The 17,297-nt window shown below is 75.0% G+C and carries 10 protein-coding genes; 8 read left to right on the top strand and 2 right to left on the bottom strand.

All coding sequences use genetic code 11. The features are described from left to right. The first annotated feature begins 280 nt into the window (after window positions 1–280). The 7 genes from ACZ7JA_RS04585 to ACZ7JA_RS04555 all read left to right on the top strand — a co-directional run bounded on the left by ACZ7JA_RS04585 (window position 281) and on the right by ACZ7JA_RS04555 (window position 14,795). Window positions 281–3,883 carry an FHA domain-containing protein gene (locus ACZ7JA_RS04585; protein ID WP_470807183.1) on the top strand — a complete coding sequence of 1,201 codons (3,603 nt, stop codon included), beginning with the start codon at window positions 281–283 and terminating at the stop codon, window positions 3,881–3,883. 164 nt (window positions 3,884–4,047) lie between these two features. Next, window positions 4,048–5,427 (top strand): ABC transporter substrate-binding protein, encoded by a 1,380-nt coding sequence (locus tag ACZ7JA_RS04580; protein ID WP_351665337.1) that lies wholly within the window; start codon window positions 4,048–4,050, stop codon window positions 5,425–5,427. Between the two features lie 7 nt (window positions 5,428–5,434). Continuing rightward, window positions 5,435–6,778 (top strand): carbohydrate ABC transporter permease, encoded by a 1,344-nt coding sequence (locus ACZ7JA_RS04575; RefSeq protein WP_389453666.1) that lies wholly within the window; start codon window positions 5,435–5,437, stop codon window positions 6,776–6,778. A 91-nt stretch (window positions 6,779–6,869) separates the two neighbouring features. Continuing rightward, window positions 6,870–7,781, top strand: a complete 912-nt coding sequence (locus tag ACZ7JA_RS04570; protein ID WP_389306242.1) for a carbohydrate ABC transporter permease — start codon at window positions 6,870–6,872, stop codon at window positions 7,779–7,781. A 169-nt stretch (window positions 7,782–7,950) separates the two neighbouring features. Next, entirely contained in the window at window positions 7,951–10,206 is a 2,256-nt protein-coding gene (locus ACZ7JA_RS04565) for a bifunctional glycosyltransferase/CDP-glycerol:glycerophosphate glycerophosphotransferase (protein WP_470807181.1), read from the top strand. A 143-nt stretch (window positions 10,207–10,349) separates the two neighbouring features. After that, complete coding sequence (locus ACZ7JA_RS04560; RefSeq protein ID WP_470807179.1) at window positions 10,350–12,551, top strand: bifunctional glycosyltransferase/CDP-glycerol:glycerophosphate glycerophosphotransferase; 2,202 nt, start codon at window positions 10,350–10,352, stop codon at window positions 12,549–12,551. A gap of 3 nt (window positions 12,552–12,554) precedes the next feature. After that, complete coding sequence (locus ACZ7JA_RS04555; RefSeq protein ID WP_470807178.1) at window positions 12,555–14,795, top strand: bifunctional glycosyltransferase/CDP-glycerol:glycerophosphate glycerophosphotransferase; 2,241 nt, start codon at window positions 12,555–12,557, stop codon at window positions 14,793–14,795. A gap of 9 nt (window positions 14,796–14,804) precedes the next feature. On the opposite strand, the gene ACZ7JA_RS04550 is transcribed toward ACZ7JA_RS04555, so the two are convergent. After that, on the bottom strand, window positions 14,805–15,218 hold the full coding sequence (locus ACZ7JA_RS04550) for an organic hydroperoxide resistance protein (RefSeq protein WP_383022996.1): 414 nt from the start codon (window positions 15,216–15,218) through the stop codon (window positions 14,805–14,807). Window positions 15,219–15,344: 126 nt separating this feature from the next. On the opposite strand from ACZ7JA_RS04550, the gene ACZ7JA_RS04545 reads away from it, so the two are divergent. After that, entirely contained in the window at window positions 15,345–15,854 is a 510-nt protein-coding gene (locus ACZ7JA_RS04545; RefSeq protein ID WP_470807176.1) for a MarR family winged helix-turn-helix transcriptional regulator, read from the top strand. Here the strand turns inward: ACZ7JA_RS04545 and ACZ7JA_RS04540 are convergent. Beyond that, window positions 15,802–17,262, bottom strand: coding sequence for a glycosyltransferase family 39 protein (locus tag ACZ7JA_RS04540; protein ID WP_470807707.1), 1,461 nt, complete (start codon window positions 17,260–17,262; stop codon window positions 15,802–15,804). The genes ACZ7JA_RS04545 and ACZ7JA_RS04540 overlap by 53 nt on opposite strands. Between the last annotated feature and the right edge of the window lie 35 nt (window positions 17,263–17,297).

The raw sequence follows: 17,297 nt of genomic DNA, 5'->3' as shown, positions 1-17,297 counted from the left end.
CCCCGCCTGTCGGGGTCCGGCCCAGGGCTCCTGGTTCCAAGGGAAGACGCTCGCCTCCGCTTCCTGGTTGCCGGGCGCCGCACGTGACCGATCTCAACTGATCATCGGCGCACCACTGGTCAGGCACTTTTGGGGGCAGAGCTGACCAATCAAGATCACTTGGTACCGGGTCGTGGGCACGTTGTCAGTGACAGGTGCGAGGATGCGTGCAGTACTGGCCGACGTGCTCGTGCGGGGGGTGGGGTAGTCCGCGCCCGGGCAGAAGGGACCGCTGACGGCGATGCAGATCCGGCTGACCGTCGTAGATCCGCTGGGCCCGTCCCCGCAGCGGGGCCGCGCCGTGAGCCGCGACGTGCTGGTGACGGCGCCCGCGGGCACGGATCTGGCCGCGGTGGCGTCGGGACTGGCGGCGGCGGTCGCCGGTGAGGGCGGCGCGGGCCGGGACACCGGCGGCGCCCCCGTGGTGCTGTACGCGGGCGCGGAGCGGCTGGACGCGCGCCGCCGCGTCCTGGGCGAGCCCCCGCTGGTCGACGGCGCCGTGCTGTCCCTGGGCGCCCCGGCGGCCCCCGAGCCGCATCCCGAACTGGACGACGCCCCGACCCAGTTGCACGTGGTCGCCGGGCCGGACGCGGGCGGGGTCCATCTGCTGCACGGCGGCCGGATCACCGTCGGCCGCTCCGCCGACGCCGACGTCCCGCTGGACGACCCGGACGTCTCCCGGCTGCACTGCGCGGTCACGGTCGGCGCCGACGGCCGGGTCTCGGTCACCGACCTCGGCTCCACGAACGGCACCACCCTGGGCGGCACGCGCGTGGGCGAGCGCCCGGTGCGGTTCCCCGCGGGCGCGCTGCTGCGGATCGGCGAGTCCGCCCTGCGCGTTACGCCGTCCGGGGGACCCGGGGCGCGCACGGCGACGGTGCCGGACGGGGAGGGGTGCCTGCGGGTGCTCCCGGGCGGCCCGGAGGAGCACGCGCGCGTGGAGCCGCCGGCCGCCGCGGGCGGCCCGGACCCGGACGGGCCCACCCGGCACGCGTACGGCACGGCGGACCACGCCGTCGGCCACGACCACACCCGGGTCGAGCCCCTGGTGCCCGGGCAGGCGGAGGCGCCGAGCGCGGAGCGCCTGGACGCTCCGTACGGCGCGGGCGGCGACACGCACGCCGGACCGCACGGCGTCGGCCTGCCCGGCGGTCCGGAGTTCCCCGAGGACGCCGGCCACGGCACCCGTAAGGGCACGCCCCTGCGGGGCACCGACGTGCCGCCGGGAGTGCGGCGGCGCGGCGGGCTCGGCGCCTGGGCGCGCCGGCTGGCGGGCGGGCGCGGCGAGCAGCCGGCCGGCCCGCCGGAGGAGTACGGCGCGGCGGGCGGCGGGACCGCCGCCGCGCACACCGGCGCCCCTCAGCGGCCCGAGACCTGGCCGGACCCGGCCGCGCTGCTGCTGACCGCGCTGGGCCCGGGCCCCCGGCTGTGGGAGCGGGGCCCCGGGCACCCGGAGGCGCTGACCGTGCGGCTCGGCACGGCGGACCGGGGCGCGCCGGACGGCTCGGGCGTGCTGCCCGCCGTGCCGGTGACCGCCGCGCTGCGCGAGGCGGGCGCGCTGGGCCTGGCCGGGCCGCGCCCGCGGCTGTCCGGGCTGGCCCGGGCGGTGCTGGCCCAGCTCGCCGCGCTGCACTCCCCCGACCTGCTGGAGATCGTGCTGATCAGCGCGGACCGCGCCCGCCCGGTGGAGGAGCGCACGGCCGAGTGGTCCTGGCTCGGCTGGCTGCCGCACGTCCGCCCCGGCCACGGGCAGGACTGCCGGCTGCTGCTCGCCCACGACCGCGAGCAGGCCGCGGCCCGCACGGAGGAACTGCTGCGCCGGGTCGAGGAGTACGCGGCGACGGGCCGCGGCACGGCCCAGCCGGCCCCGCCCCGGACGGCTTCGGCTTCGGCTTCGACTTCGCCCGAGCACGGCGTCCCCGGGAGCGGCGGCATCGCGCACCCCGGCGCCGCCTCCGTACCGGGTCAGCGGCGGCACGACGCCCACCCGGGCCCGGGCCACCACCCCGGCCCGGACCCGGCCCTCCCCGCCGGACCGGCCTCCGCCACCGGCACGGTGCTCGGCACGGCGGCCGCCTTCACCGCACCGGCGGGCGGCGCCCGACCGGACACGGCCGGCGACGCCACCCCGGTCCCGCCGCCGGCCGCCACCGGACCCGCGGACGCCCCGACGGCCGCCCGCCGCCCCTCGTGGGCCAGGGAGGACGCCGGCCCGGCGGGAACCGGCGGCTTCCCGGGGCCGTACACGGTCGTGGTCGTGGACGGGGACCCCGGAGGCGCGGCCCTGCGGGAGTCCCTGGCGCGGCTGGCCGTGGCCGGGCCGCGGGCCGGGATCCACGTGGTGTGCCTCGCCGAGACCGAGCCCGCCTCCGCCGCCTCCCCCGTCACCCGGACCTACGAGACCGCCTGCGAGGCCACGCCCACCTTCCGGCACTGCGGGGCCGTCGCCCTGCTCGGCGGTGACGTCGCCGGCGCCCTCCATCTGATGCGGGTCGCGCCCACCGGTCCGGTCGGCCCGGGCACCCTCGCCACCGTCGACGCCGTCTCCCCCGCCTGGGCCGAGCGGTTCGCGCGGGCGCTGGCTCCGCTGCGGCCGGACGGCCCGCTCGCCGAGCCGCACGCGCGCGTGGCCGTACCGCTGCCGACGTCCGCGCGGCTGCTGGACGAACTGGGTCTGGCCCGGGCCACCCCGGCCTCGCTGATGGCCCGCTGGGCGGACGCGGCCGACGACACGGCGTCCCCGGCCGGCCGGGCCAGGGCGGTGCTGGGCGCCGGGCCGCACGGACCGCTCACCGTCGACCTGGTCGCCGACGGGCCGCATCTGCTGATCGAGGGGCCGGCCGGCAGCGGCCGTACCGAGCTGCTGCGGACGGTGGCCGCCTCGCTCGCCGCCGCCGAACGGCCCGACCGGCTGGGCATGGTGCTGATCGACGGCCGGGACGGCGTCGGCACCGGCGCGGGGCGCGGCGAAGGACTGCGCGTCTGCACCGACATACCCCATGTGACGACCCACCTCATCGCCAACGACCCCGTGCGCATGCGGGAGTTCGCGCAGTCGCTGACTGCGGAGCTGAAGCGGCGTGCGGAGCTGCTGGGCCTGGCGGACTTCGCCCAGTGGCACACCGGGCGCGAGATGCCGGGCCGGATCGTCGCGCAGCGCGGGCCGAACGGCCGCACCGCCGCCGCCGGTTCCGGCACGGCGGACGCGGCCGGGGACATAGAGACGCCGCCCAGTTCCACGCTGCGGCTGCGGCCCGGCGCCGCCGCGCGGCAGCGCGCCGAGGCCGCGCCGCCGCTGCCCCGGCTTGTGGTGGTCGTCGACGACCTCGACGCGCTGGTGTCCCCCGCGCTCGGCTCGCCGGGCCGGCCGGCCGCCGGCTCGGTGCTGCGTGCGCTGGAGGCGGTGGCCCGGGAGGGCGAGCGGCTCGGGGTGCACCTGGTGGCGACGGCCGGCACGGGCGGCCGCACGGCGGAGACGGAACCGGCCAGGAGGGCCACCCTGCGCATCACGCTGGACGCGCCGGCCGCCGGACGCACGGGCTCCGCCGCGGCCGAGCGCGCCGGCGAGCCCGGCGGGGAGCCGGCGCCGGGGCGGGGCCGGCTGACGTACCCGGACGGACGGGCGGTCGGCTTCCAGGGCGGCCGGGTCACCGGCCGTATCCCGCGCACCGCGACCCAGCGGCCCACGGTGGTGCCGCTGGAGTGGCAGCGCATGGGCGATCCGCCGGCCCGCCGGCCGGTGCGGGAACTGGGCAACGGCCCGACCGACCTGGCCCTGCTGGCCAGCGCGGTGCAGCGGGCGGCCCGCGAGGTCGCCGCGGCGGAGGTGCCCTCGCTGCTCTGACGGACCGCCCCGGGGCGGCCGCGCATACCCCGTTGATCACGAGCCGGTCACGATGGACCGCTGGACGGCGCAGGCGCTCTTGCCGCCCCCGTCCGGCCCGGCGTAGACCGGACCGGACGGGACAGAGTTCTGACGTTCAACGGAGAACGACGAACGGGGAAGTGATGCGCAGCAACAGCGGCACCATCCGGACACACAGGGCCGTCACCACACTCGCCGCACTGGTCGCGGGAGCCCTCGCGCTGTCCGCCTGCTCCGGCGGCGACAGCGACAAGAAGGGCGACGGCGACACGGGCGGCGGAGCCACCGGCTCCACCCTCACCCTGCCGAAGCTGAACGGCGAGAAGCTCGAGGTCGCCGCCGTCTGGACCGGCACCGAACAGGCGAACTTCAAGAAGGTCCTCGCGGAGTTCGAGAAGCGCACCGGCGCGAAGGTGACGTTCGTGCCCGCCCAGGACCCGATCATCAACTTCCTGGGTTCCAAGATCGCGGGTGGTCAGCCGCCGGACGTGGCGCTGCTGCCGCAGCCGGGCGCGATCAAGCAGGCCGTGCAGAAGGGCTGGGCGAAGCCGCTCGGCGCGGACGCGCTCAAGGAGCTGCGGAAGAACTACTCGCAGGGCTGGCAGGACATCGGCAAGGTCGACGGCAAGAGCTACGGCGTCTACTACAAGGCCGCCAACAAGTCGCTGATCTGGTACAACGCCAAGGCCTTCGAGAACGCGGGCGCCAAGGAGCCCAAGAACTGGCAGGACCTGCTGACCACCGCGCAGGCGGTGTACGACTCCGGGGTCACCCCGTTCTCGGTCGGCGGCGCCGACGGCTGGACGCTGACGGACTGGTTCGAGAACGTCTACCTCTCCCAGGCCGGCCCGGAGAAGTACGACCAGCTCGCCCAGCACAAGATCAAGTGGACCGACCCGTCGGTGAAGCAGGCGCTCACCACGCTCGCCCAGATCTGGGGCAAGAAGGACTACGTGGCGGGCGGCGCGGACGGCGCGCTGCAGACCGAGTTCCCGGCCTCCGTCACGCAGACCTTCACCGGCGGCGACCAGCCGAAGGCCGCCATGGTCTACGAGGGCGACTTCGCGCAGGTCAACATCGGCGACACCAAGGCGAAGGTGGGCACGGACGCGAAGGTGTTCCCGTTCCCCGCCGTGGGCTCCACCGCGCCGGTGGTCTCCGGCGGTGACGCGGCCGTCGTGCTGAAGGACTCCAAGGCGGCGCAGGCCCTGGCCACCTTCCTGGCCTCCCCGGACGCGGCGACCATCCAGGCCAAGCTCGGCGGCTACCTCTCGCCGAACAAGAACGTGGCGGAGTCGGCGTACCCGAACGAGGTGCAGCGCACCATCGCCAAGGCGCTGATCGCCTCCGGCGACGACTTCCGCTTCGACATGTCCGACCAGGCCCCGCAGGCGTTCGGCGGCACCCCCGGCAAGGGCGAGTGGAAGGACCTGCAGGACTTCCTGAAGAACCCGAAGGACGTGGCGGGCACCCAGGCACAGCTCGAGAAGGACGCGGCGGCCGCGTACGGGAACGGGAGCTGATCCGGCCATGGCGTCGGCAGCGGCGGCCGGGGCCCCACCGGGCCCGGCCGCGCCCAAGAGCCGCAAGAGCGTGACCGGCACCCGCAGGGCCGTGGCAGCGCTGTTCCTGCTGCCCGCCCTGGTGCTGCTCGGCGCGCTCGTGGTCTACCCGATCGGGTACTCGGTCGTCCGCAGCTTCTACAACGCCTCCGGCGACGGCTTCGCCGGGTTCGACAACTACAAGGCGCTGTTCACGGACGACGGCATCCGCACGGCCCTGAAGAACAACATCATCTGGGTGGTGTTCGCGCCGACGGTCTCCACCGCGCTCGGTCTGATCTTCGCGGTGCTGACCGAACGGATCCGCTGGGGAACGGCGTTCAAGCTGGTCGTCTTCATGCCGATGGCGATCTCGATGCTGGCGGCCGGGATCATCTTCCGGCTGGTGTACGACCAGGACCCGGACAAGGGCGTCGCCAACGCGGTGTGGGTGGGCGTGCACGACACCTTCGCCCAGTCGTCGGCGTTCCCGAAGGCGCACCCGGGCCGTGACTCGCCGCTGAAGGCGGACGCGGGCGGGTTCGTCACCTCGGCCCCCGTGCGCGCCGGGCAGCCGGTCACGCTCCCGCTCGTCGGGGTGGCGCCGGACCAGATGCCGGACGGCGCGAAGAAGGCCGCGGCCGCCGGGGCCGAGCCGGGGAAGGTCACCGGCACCGCCTGGCAGGACTTCACGCGCGGCAAGGGCGTCGGCAGGCTGGGCTCGCCGGACCCGTCCGAACTGGGCTACGCGGGGATGCGGATCGAGGCGGTGAAGGACGGCAAGGTGGTGGCCTCCACCGAGGCGGCCGGTGACGGCACCTTCACACTGCCCGCGGCGGCCGACGGGGCGCTGCTGCGGCTGCCGGCGAGCAACTTCAAGGAGCCGTACAACGGCGTCGACTGGCTCGGCCCGGCGCTGGTCACCCCGGCGGTCATCGGGTCGTACGTGTGGATGTGGGCGGGCTTCGCGATGGTGCTGATCGCGGCGGGGCTCGCGGGCGTGCCCCGGGAGCTGCTGGAGGCGGCGCGCGTGGACGGCGCCAACGAGTGGCAGGTGTTCCGCAAGGTCACCGTGCCGCTGCTCGCGCCGGTCCTCGCGGTGGTCGTGGTCACGCTGATGATCAACGTGCTGAAGGTCTTCGACCTCGTCTACATCATCGCCCCCGGTTCCTCCCAGGACGACGCCAACGTGCTGGCCCTGGAGCTGTACCGCAAGGGCTTCGCGGAGGGCCAGCCCGGCATCGCCAGCGCGATCGCGGTGTTCCTGCTGCTGCTGGTGATCCCGGTGATGCTGTTCAACATCCGCCGGCTGAGGCGGGAGGTGCGGCGATGAGGACGCGTGCGCCTCGGCACGGCCGGGGGTCCGGGGGTCGTCCCCCGGGAGGGCACAGCGACATCCGCCGGCTGAGGCGGGAGGTGCGGGGATGACGGCGACTGCCGGAAGGATCGGGAAGGTGACACCCACCGACACGGCCGTGCGGGCCCGGCAGTCGTGGGCCGCGCGGATCACCGGGCGGCTCAGCGGCGGACTGGTCCGCTTCTTCCTGCTCCTCGTGGGCCTGTTCTGGCTGGTGCCGACCATCGGTCTGCTCATCTCCTCGCTGCGCGCGCCGGAGGACATGAGCGCGAGCGGCTGGTGGCAGGTATTCGCCAAGCCGTCCCAGCTGACCCTCGACAGCTACCAGAAGCTGCTGGAGAACGGCGACATCACCAACTCCCTGGTGAACACCGTGCTGATCACGGTCCCGGCGACGATCCTGGTCGTGGTGATCGGCTCGCTCGCGGGCTACGCCTTCGCGTGGATGGAGTTCCCCGGCCGGGACTGGTGGTTCCTCGGCGTGGTCAGCCTGCTGGTGGTCCCGGTGCAGGTGGCGCTGATCCCGATCGCGGAACTGTTCGGGAAGATCGGGCTGTTCGGGACCATCCTCGGGGTGATCCTGTTCCACGTCGGCTTCGGCCTGCCGTTCGCGGTGTTCCTGCTGCGCAACTTCTTCGCGGAGATCCCCAGGGAGCTCCTGGAGGCGGCCCGGCTGGACGGCGCCGGTGAACTGCGGCTGTTCACACGGGTGGTGATGCCGCTCGGCGGCCCCGCGATCGCGAGCCTCGGCATCTTCCAGTTCCTGTGGGTGTGGAACGACATGCTGGTCGCCCTGGTGTTCACCAAGTCCGGCTCGCAGCCGATCACGGTCGCCCTGCAGACGCAGGTACGGCAGTTCGGCAACAACATCGACGTGCTGGCGCCCGGCGCGTTCATCTCGATGGTGATCCCGCTGGCGGTGTTCTTCGCGTTCCAGCGGCAGTTCGTGTCCGGAGTGATGGCGGGCGCGGTCAAGTAGTCACCGACAGCACGGTTTTCCTGGGGCGGGCCCGCCGGGGCCCGCCCCTCGGCGTGCGGCCGGTGCGTGCGTTCGCGGTGTCCCCCGAACGCCGTACACGCCGTAACCAATTCACTCCATCGGCCGTTCCCGGGCCAGACGCCCGTGCCGACCGACCCATGGATGTCCCGTGCCCAGGTTCACTGTGATTGTCCCCGCGTACCAGGTCCAGGCGTACCTCTCCGAGTGCCTGGACTCGGTGCTCTCCCAGTCGTACCCCGATCTCGAACTGATCGTCGTGGACGACTGCTCGCCGGACGCCTGCGGCGCGATCGCCGACGAGTACGCGGCCCGCGACGCCCGCGTGCGGGTCGTGCACCTGGCGGAGAACCAGGGCCTGGGCCGCGCCCGCAACGCCGGCATGGCCGGGGCGACGGGCGACTACCTGCTCTTCCTCGACAGCGACGACACCCTCACCCCGGGCGCGCTGCGGGCGATCGCCGACCGGATCGAGGAGACCGGCGACCCGGACCTCCTGGTCTTCGACTACGCGCGCACCTTCTGGACGGGCGAGGCGGTGCGCAACCAGGTGGCCGCCCAGCTGACCGAGCGGGGCCCGGCGCCGTTCCGCCTCGAGGACCGTCCGGGGTTGCTGCGGGTGCTGATGGTCGCCTGGAACAAGGCGTACCGGCGGGAGTTCGTCGAGGAGCGGGGCCTGTCGTTCCCGCCCGGCTACTACGAGGACACTCCCTGGACCTTCCCGGCCCTGATGGCGGCGGAGTCGATCGCCACCCTGGACCGGGTGTGCGTGCACTACCGGCAGCGCCGGCAGGGCAACATCCTGGGCACCACCAGCCGCAGGCACTTCGACGTCTTCGAGCAGTACGACCGGGTGTTCGCCCACGTCGACCGGCATCCGGAACTGGACCGCTGGCGTGCGGAGTTGTTCGGCCGGATGATCGACCACTACGTCACGGTCCTCTCCCGCCGGGACCGGCTGCCGCGCGGCAGCCGCGCCGAGTTCCTGCGCCGCGCCCGGGCCCACTACCGCCGTTACCGCGTCCCCGGCGCCGCGGTGCCGGCCCGCTCCCGGCTGCGGCACGCCCTGGTCCGCTTCGGCCTGCACCGCACCTTCCGCGCCCTGCGCCTGGCCGCCGCCCTCCGGCGCCGCTCGCTGACGCACGCGCGCAGGCTCACCCGCGCCCTCCGGGCCGGTGCGCTCCGGCTGCACTACCGGGTCCAGCTCCGCCTGCCGCTGCGCGCCGACCGCGCGGTGTTCGCCGCCCAGGAGGGGCCCGGCGGCGGGCCGGGCGCGCTGGAGGAGGCGTTCCGCACGCACGCCCCGCACATCCGCACGGCCTGGGTCGCCCGCCCCGAGCACCGGCACGCGGTTCCGCCGGGTGCGGGCCGGCTGCTCCCGGGCACGGCCGGCTACTGGACGGCGCTGGCCCGCTCCAAGTACCTGGTGCACGACGCCCACTTCGGCCCCAGACTGCGCAAGCGCCCGGGCCAGGTCTTCGTCCAGACCGAGCAGGGCACCCCGCTCGGCCACCGGGGCCTGGATCTGCAGGAGCGCCCGGCGGCCGCCCGGGGCACCGACTTCGAGGAGCTGCTGCGGGGCGTCGACCAGTGGGACCACGTACTGTCCGGCAACCGGCACACCACCCTGACCTGGGAGCGGGTGTACCCGGGCCGCTACACCACGCTGGAGTACGGCTCCCCGCGCAACGACGTCCTCCAGCGGGCCACCTCCGCGGACGTCACCCGGCTGCGCGAGTCGCTGGGCGTCCCGGAGGGCGCGGTCGCCGTCCTGTACGCGCCCGCGCACCGCGACCACCTCCGCACCCAGCGTCCGCTGCTCGACCTGGAGCTGATCCAGCGCCGGCTCGGTCCGCGCTTCGTCGTCCTCGACCGCTCCCCCGCCCCGCACGCCGGCTCCCCGGTGGCGGACGGCCGGATCATCGACGTCTCCGGGCACCCGGACGTGGCGTCCCTGTGCCTGGCCTCGGACGCGCTGCTCACCGACTACTCGTCGCTGATGTTCGACTACGCCTGCCTCGACCGGCCGATCGTCGTGCACACCGGGGACTGGGACACCTACGCGGCGACCAGGGGCGTCTACTTCGACCTGCGCGCCTTCCCGCCGGGCGCGGTCGCCGCCGGCGAGGACGAGCTGATCGACGTCTTCGCCACCGGCCGGTGGCGGGACTCCGGCTCCGGCCGGCTGCGGGCGGCCTTCCGGGAGCGGTTCTGCCCGTACGACGACGGGCACGCCGCCGAACGGGTCGTACGGCGGATCGTGCTGGGCCAGACGGAGGGGCTGCCGGCGTTCGTCCCGCTCGCCGAACGCAGGCCGGCGCCGTCGGCCGCGGCGGCGCCGCCGCGTTCCCCGCTCGTCACCGTGCCGCAACCTTCCGGCCCGCACCCCGTCACCGAGAGCCGCTGAACAGCGTTGGTCATTCCGGGAGTTCCCATGCCCCTCGGCACGACGCGGCCCACTCCCGTCCGGCCGTCCACCTGGCGTCCCGCCGGACGGCCGAGTCGCGTCGGCGGGCAGACGCGTGTCGGTAAGCCAACGAAAAGAGCAGAATGCCCCGCTTCAGCATCATCGTCCCGTCCCACGGGGTCGCCGGCCGGCTGTCCCAGGCGCTGGACTCGGTCCTCGGCCAGTCCTTCGGCGACCTCGAGCTGATCCCGGTCTGCGACGCACCGGACTCCCCGGCCGCCGCGGTGGCCGCGGCGCACGCCGAGCGGGACTCGCGGGTGAACCCGGTCCACTCGCCGCCGTCGGCCGGTCTGAGCGGGGCGCGGAACACCGGGCTGCGGGCGGCGGGCGGCGCGTACGTGCTGTTCCTCGACGGCGACGACCTGCTGCTGCCGGGTGCGCTGGCGGCCCTCGACGCGCGGCTGACCGAGACCGCGGGCGTCGACGTGATGTACACGGAGCACGAGCGGACGCCCTGGTGGGAGGGCGAGCCGGCCAACCCGGCCGCGCCGCTGCTCGCGAAGGCGCCGAAGGGTGCCTTCCCCCCGGACCGGTGCCCGGAGCTGACCGGCGTGCGGCTGCCGGTGTGGGGCACCGCCTACCGCCGGGCCTTCCTCACCGAGCACGAACTGCTCTTCCCCGAAGGCCACTTCACCGACCTCGGCTGGAGCGGGCTGACCGGCATCGCCGCCGGGCGGATCGCGGTGCTGCGCCGGGCCGTCGTACGGCACCGGTCGCGCCGCCAGGGCAGCCGGCTCAACCTGCCCGGGCCGCACCAGCACACGCTGCTGGACCAGGTGGAACTGGTGCTGACCCGGGCCGCCGTGGCGGGGCTGTCCGCCGAGCGGGCGCGGCCCCTGTTCGACCAGCTCTTCGCGCACGTGCTGAAGACGGCGTCGCGCCCGGAGCGGCTGCCCTCCGGGCACCGCGCCTTCTTCCGCCGGGCCGGGCGGCTCCACCGGACGCACCGGCCGGCCGGGCACCGCAGGCCCGCGGGCAGCCTGGGGGTGCAGCACCGGCTGCTGGCGGCGGGCGCGTACACCGCGTTCCGGGCGCTGCGGGGCGCCAACCGGGTGGCTTCCCGGGCCGCCGAGCGGCTGCCGCGCCCGCGCATGGTGCGCACCCGGCTGCGCTACGCACGCGACCTGCGCCGGCCCCTCGACCCCCGGCTCGCGGTGTTCTGCGCCTACTGGGGGCGGGGATACGCCTGCAACCCGGCCGCCGTCCACGCCAAGGCCCGGGAGCTCGCCCCGCACATCCGCTCGGTGTTCCTGGTCGAGGCGGACCACGTCCATGCGATGCCGGAGGGCGTCGACCACGCGGTGATCGGCTCCCGCCGCTACTGGGAGGTGCTGGCCCGGGCCACGTACCTGGTCAACAACGCCAACTTCGCGGAGGGCGTGGTGAAGCGGCCGGGCAGCGTGCACCTGCAGACCCAGCACGGCACCCCGCTGAAGACGATGGGGGTCGACCAGTCGACGTACCCGGTGGTGGCGGCGCGGTCCGGCAGCTACACCAAGCTGCTGGGCCGGGTGGACCGCTGGGACTTCAACCTGTCCTCCAACAGCCACTCCACCCAGATGTGGGAGCGCGCCTTCCCCGGCTCGTACGAGCACCTGGAGTACGGCTATCCGCGCAACGACGTCTACTACACGGCGACCGCCGACGACGTCGCCCGCGTCCGCCGGGAGCTGGGCGTGCCCGAGGGCGCGACGGCCGTGCTGTACGCGCCGACCCACCGCGACCACCACACCGGGTTCGAACCCGGCCTGGACCTGGAGGCGTTCTGCGAGGCGGCCGGCGAGGACGTCGTCGTCCTGCTGCGCGCCCACTACTTCTACGACGTGGGGCGCCCGGCGGGCTCCGGACGGGTCATCGACGTCACCGCGCACCGCTCCTCGGAGGACGTGTGCCTGGCGGCGGACGCACTGGTCACGGACTACTCGTCGATCATGTTCGACTACGCCAACCTGGACCGGCCGATCGTGGTGTACGCCGACGACTGGGAGGTCTACCGGGAGACGCGGGGCGTCTACTTCGACCTGCCGGCCGGGCCGCCGGGGCCGGTCGCCCGGACCCCCGGCGAGCTGGCCCGGATCTTCCGCGACGGCTCCTGGGCGGGCCCGGAGTCCACGGCGCTGCGGAGCGCGTTCCGTGAGCGGTTCTGCCAGTTCGACGACGGGCGGGCCGCCGAACGCGTCGTACGGCGGGTGCTGCTCGGGGAGCCGCCGGAGGCGATCGCACCGGTGACGCCGCTCGCCGAGCGCGTCCCCGCCCCCGCCGCCGCGACCCTCGTGAGGAGCTGACCCGTGCCCCGCTTCAGTCTCATCGTCCCCTGTTTCAAGGTGCAGGGCTTCCTGCGCGAGTGCCTGGACTCGGTGCTGGAGCAGTCCTTCGGCGACTTCGAGGTGATCGCCGTGGACGACCGCTCCCCGGACGGCTGCGGCGCGATCCTGGACGAGTACGCGGCCCGCGACCCGCGGGTGAGGGTGCTGCACCTGCCGGAGAACGCCGGTCTGGGCCGGGCCCGCAACGCGGGACTGCCGCACGCCACCGGCGACTACCTGTTCTTCCTGGACAGCGACGACACGCTGACTCCGGGCGCGCTGGGCGCCATGGCCGACCGGCTGGCGGAGGCCGACGACCCGGACGTGCTGGTCTTCGACTACGCGCGCACCTACTGGTGGGGCGGCACCCGGCGCAACGCCCTGGCGCACGTGCTGGCCGAGGCCGGCGCGGAGGAGTTCACGGCCGCCGGCCGGCCGGAGATCCTGGACCTGCTGATGGTGGTGTGGAACAAGGTCTACCGGCGCGGCTTCGTCGAGGAGAACGGCTTCGAGTTCCCGCCCGGGTACTACGAGGACACCCCCTGGACCTTTCCGGTGATGCTCAGCGCCCGGCGGATCGCCGCGCTGGACCGGATCTGCCTGAACTACCGGCAGCGCAGGCAGGGCAACATCCTGTCCACCACCAGCCGCAAGCACTTCGACATCCACGACCAGTACGAGCGGGTCTTCGCCTTCGTGGACGGGCGCCCCGAGCTGGCGGCCTGGCGGCCGTATTTGCACCGCAAGATGGGCGAGCACTGCCTGGACGTCCTCGCCAAGCCGGACCGGCTGCCCCCGGCGGACCGGGCCGAGTTCTTCCGGCGCACGGCGGAGATGTTCCGCCGGTACCGGCCCGAGGGCGCCCTCGTGGACGGTGAGGTCGCGGTGCTGGAGGGCGGCTACGCGCGGTACCTGCTGAAGCGGCAGGCGGGTCGGGCCGGGCGGGAGGCCGTGCGGCGGGCGGCGCCGGCCCGGCGGGCCGTCGGGGCCCGGGCCCGGCGCGGCTGGGCGCGGCTGCACGCGCACCGGCCGCTGGACGAGAACCTGGTGGTGTACTCGGCGTCCTCGCACCGGGGTGTGCTGGGCGACCCGGCCGCCGTCTACCGCAAGGCGCTGGAGATCGCCCCGGGGCTGCGCGGGGTGTGGGTGGTGCGCGACGAGGAGGCCGCCGCGCGGCTGCCGGCCGGCGTCGAGCACGTGCTCGTGGACTCGCGGCGCTGTCTGGAGATCACCGCGCGCGCCAGGTTCTTCGTCAACGACGTCAACTGGCCCGGCGCGCTGGTCAAACGGCCCGGCAGCGTGCACATCCACACCCACCAGGGCACCCCGCTGAAGTACATGGGGGCCGATCTGCTGGACAAGCCCGGCGCCCGGCTGGGCTTCGACGTGCCGCAGATGCTGCGCCGGGCCGACCGCTGGGACTACAGCCTGGTCGCCAACCGGCATTCGGAGCTGGTCTGGGAGCGGGCCTACCCCTGCCACTTCACCTCGGTGCGCACCGGCAGCCCGCGCAACGACGTGCTGGCCGGCGCGGCCGAGGGGGCGGGCGCCGGCTTCCGGCAGCGGCACGGCATCCCGGCGGACCACACGGTCGTGCTGTACGCGCCGACCCGCCGGGACTACCGGCGCGGCGGGCACGTGGACCGGATCGACCTGGCCCGGTTCGCGGCGGACCTCGGCGAGGGCAGCACCCTCGTGGTCCGGCTGCACCCGACGCTGGCGGCCGGTCCGGCGCGCGGCATGGGCCTGACCGAGCTGGCCCGGCGCGGGGTGCTGGTCGACGCGACGGACGAGCCGCACGTCGAGGAGGTGATGCTCGCCTCGGACGCGCTGGTCACGGACTACTCCGCGATCATGTTCGACTACGCCGTCCTGGACCGGCCGATCGTGGTGCACGCCGACGACTGGGCCGCGTTCACCGCGAGCCGGGGCGCGTACTTCGACGTCACGGCGCAGGCGCCGGGCCATGTGTCCCGCTCCGAGCGGGAACTGGCCCGGCTGTTCACGTCCGGTGCGTGGCGGGACGAGGAGGCGCGGCGGCTGCGGGCGGACTTCCGCGCCCGGTTCTGCGAGTTCGACGACGGGCGGGCCGCCGAGCGGGTGGTGCGGACGCTGCTGCTCGGCGAGAGCATGCCGGCCGGGCCGGGGTCCGTGCGGATCCCCGGCCAGGCGGTCGGCGGCCCACTGCCGGCCCCTGAGACGAGGCCGGCCGGCCGCCGGTGACGGGTCCGGCTACTCGATGACGAGGTCGACCTCGATGTTGCCGCGGGTGGCGTTGGAGTAGGGGCAGACCTGGTGGGCGGTCTCGACCAGCTTGCGGCCGGTCGCCTCGTCCACGCTCTCGGGCAGCTCCACGCGCAGCGTCACCTTCAGGCCGAAGCCCTCGCCCTGCTTGCCGATGCCGACCTCGGCGGTCACCGCGGCGTCGGTGACGTCGACCTTCGCCTGGCGGCCGACGAGGCCGAGGGCGCTGCCGAAGCAGGCGGCGTAACCGGCGGCGAAGAGCTGCTCCGGGTTGGTGCCCTGGCCGTCGCCGCCCAGCTCCACCGGCGGGGCCAGCTTGACGTCGATCTTGCCGTCGGAGGAGACGGCACGGCCGTCGCGGCCGTGGGTGGCGGTGGCGACAGCGGTGTAGAGCGCGTCCATGAAGACCATCCCTCTGGAAGTCGGTTGCGTTCCGGCGGCTCCGGTCGGGGCCGCCTCACGGCTGTAAGTAGAGCACACAATTAAATTGTGCACAACTGAATGGCGGGAGAGAGCTACCCTGGAGCCATGAGCGCCTCGCCGACCCCGTCGACCCCGCCGGCCACCGAAGCCGCCCCGGACTCCGAGTGGCTGCGGCTGGACCGCCAGATCTGCTTCTCCCTGCACGCGGCCTCCCGCGCCTTCAACGGCGTGTACCGCGTGATCCTCAAGGACCTCGGGCTCACCTACCCCCAGTACCTGGTGCTGCTCGTGCTGTGGGAGCACGGCGATCTGCCGGTGAAGAAGCTCGGGGAGCACCTGCGGCTCGACTCCGGGACCCTGTCGCCGCTGGTCAAGCGGCTCGAGGCGGCCGGACTCGTCACGCGTGAGCGCAGCGCGCGGGACGAGCGCTCGGTGTCGGTACGGCTGACCGGGCAGGGCGCGGCGCTGCGTGAGCGGGCCCTGGAGGTGCCGCGCCGCATCGCGACGGCCACGGGCTTCGACCTGGCGGAGATCGCCGAGCTGCGCGAGCGCCTTGACCGGCTCACCGGCGCGCTGGACGCGGCGGTGCCGGCGGAGGCTCCGGGGCCCCGCTGAGGCCGGGACGGGCCCGGCGGACGTAGAGCCGTACGGCCACCTCGTCCCGCACGGACTCCTCGGCCACCGCGAAATCCCGGGCCAGCAGGGCGGCCTTGGTCCGTTCGACCGGGCTGCCCGGCGTCCACCGCCCGGCCAGCAGGCCCCGGTCGGCGACCGCCCAGACGCGCTCCAGCCGGGCCATCCGGCGCCGCAGGTCCGGTGGTCCGGCCTCCCGCCCGTAGAGGGTCCCGGACCCGGCGGCCGGTTCCGCCAGCGCCAGGTCCCGTGCGCCGCGGAAGGCCGCCGGGTAGGCCAGGGCCGCGTTCCGCGTCCGCGCCGGCAGGAACAGCACCGGGTCCCCCGGGCGCAGCTTCCGGTCGGCGGCCCGGGCGACGGCGGCGAGGTCGTCGGGGCGGCGGGCCGGGTCGCGGTCGGCGCGGAGCAGCGGGAGCTGGTGGGTGAGGGCCAGGAGGACGGCGACGGCGCCGGCCAGGGCGGCGAGCGGGGTGCGGGTGCGGAGCGGCAGCAGCCGATCGGCACCGGCGGCCACCAGCAGCGGCGCCCCCGACAGGGCGTAGAGCACGTACCGGTCGACGTACAGCGGCGACACCTGCGACACCAGCATCAGCACGGCCGGCGGCACTACGGCCAGCGGCGCGGCGATCCCCGCGCACGTCGGCTCCCCCCGCCGCCCGGCCAGCGCCAGGAGCCCCACCAGCGCCAGACCCAGGCACACCCAGAACACCCCGTCCGTCGGCCCGAGGAAGGTGCGCAGCAGCCCCCGCGCCGTCGCCCGCGTCGGCGTGCGCAGCCACGCCACCTGCGCCGACTGGGTCCGGGACACGAGCACCAGCGGCAGCAGCCCGAGCCCGGCCGCCGCCGCCGCGCACCCCCAGCCCCGCCACACCCGCGGCGCCACCCGGGTCAGCGCCAGCGACAGCGCGTGGGCCGGGAGCAGCAGCACCGCGAACTCGTGCAGCCAGCAGGTCAGGGCGACGACCGCGCCGTACGCCCACCAGGTGCCGCCGCGCACCGCCCGCACGAGCAGCAGGGTCGCGCCCGTGGCCCCGGCCGCGACCAGCGCGTACGAGCGGCCCTCCTGGGCGTAGTGACCGGCCATCGGCGAGACGGCGTACAGCAGCCCCGCCCAGAGCCCGACGCGCGGGCGCGCGAGCCGGGCGCCGAGCGCGGCGACCAGGCCGGCGGTCAGCGCCGCCGCGCACACCGACGGCAGCCTGAGGACGACCTCGCCGGGGTGCACGGCCAGGACGGTGTGCATGAGGAGGTAGTACAGGCCGTGCACCGCGTCCACGTCGTGCAGCAACCGCCAGATCTGCGGCACCGTACGGCGGGCCACCTGGAAGGTGACGGCCTCGTCGCGCCACATCCCGCCCCGGTCGAGCCGCCAGCAGCCGACCGCGAGCATCACCAGCGCCGGCACGCCGACGGCGGCGGCCCGCC

It is taken from the genome of Streptomyces sp. NPDC038135, from assembly GCF_055601245.1.
This window is presented reverse-complemented; position numbering and strand designations above follow the sequence as displayed.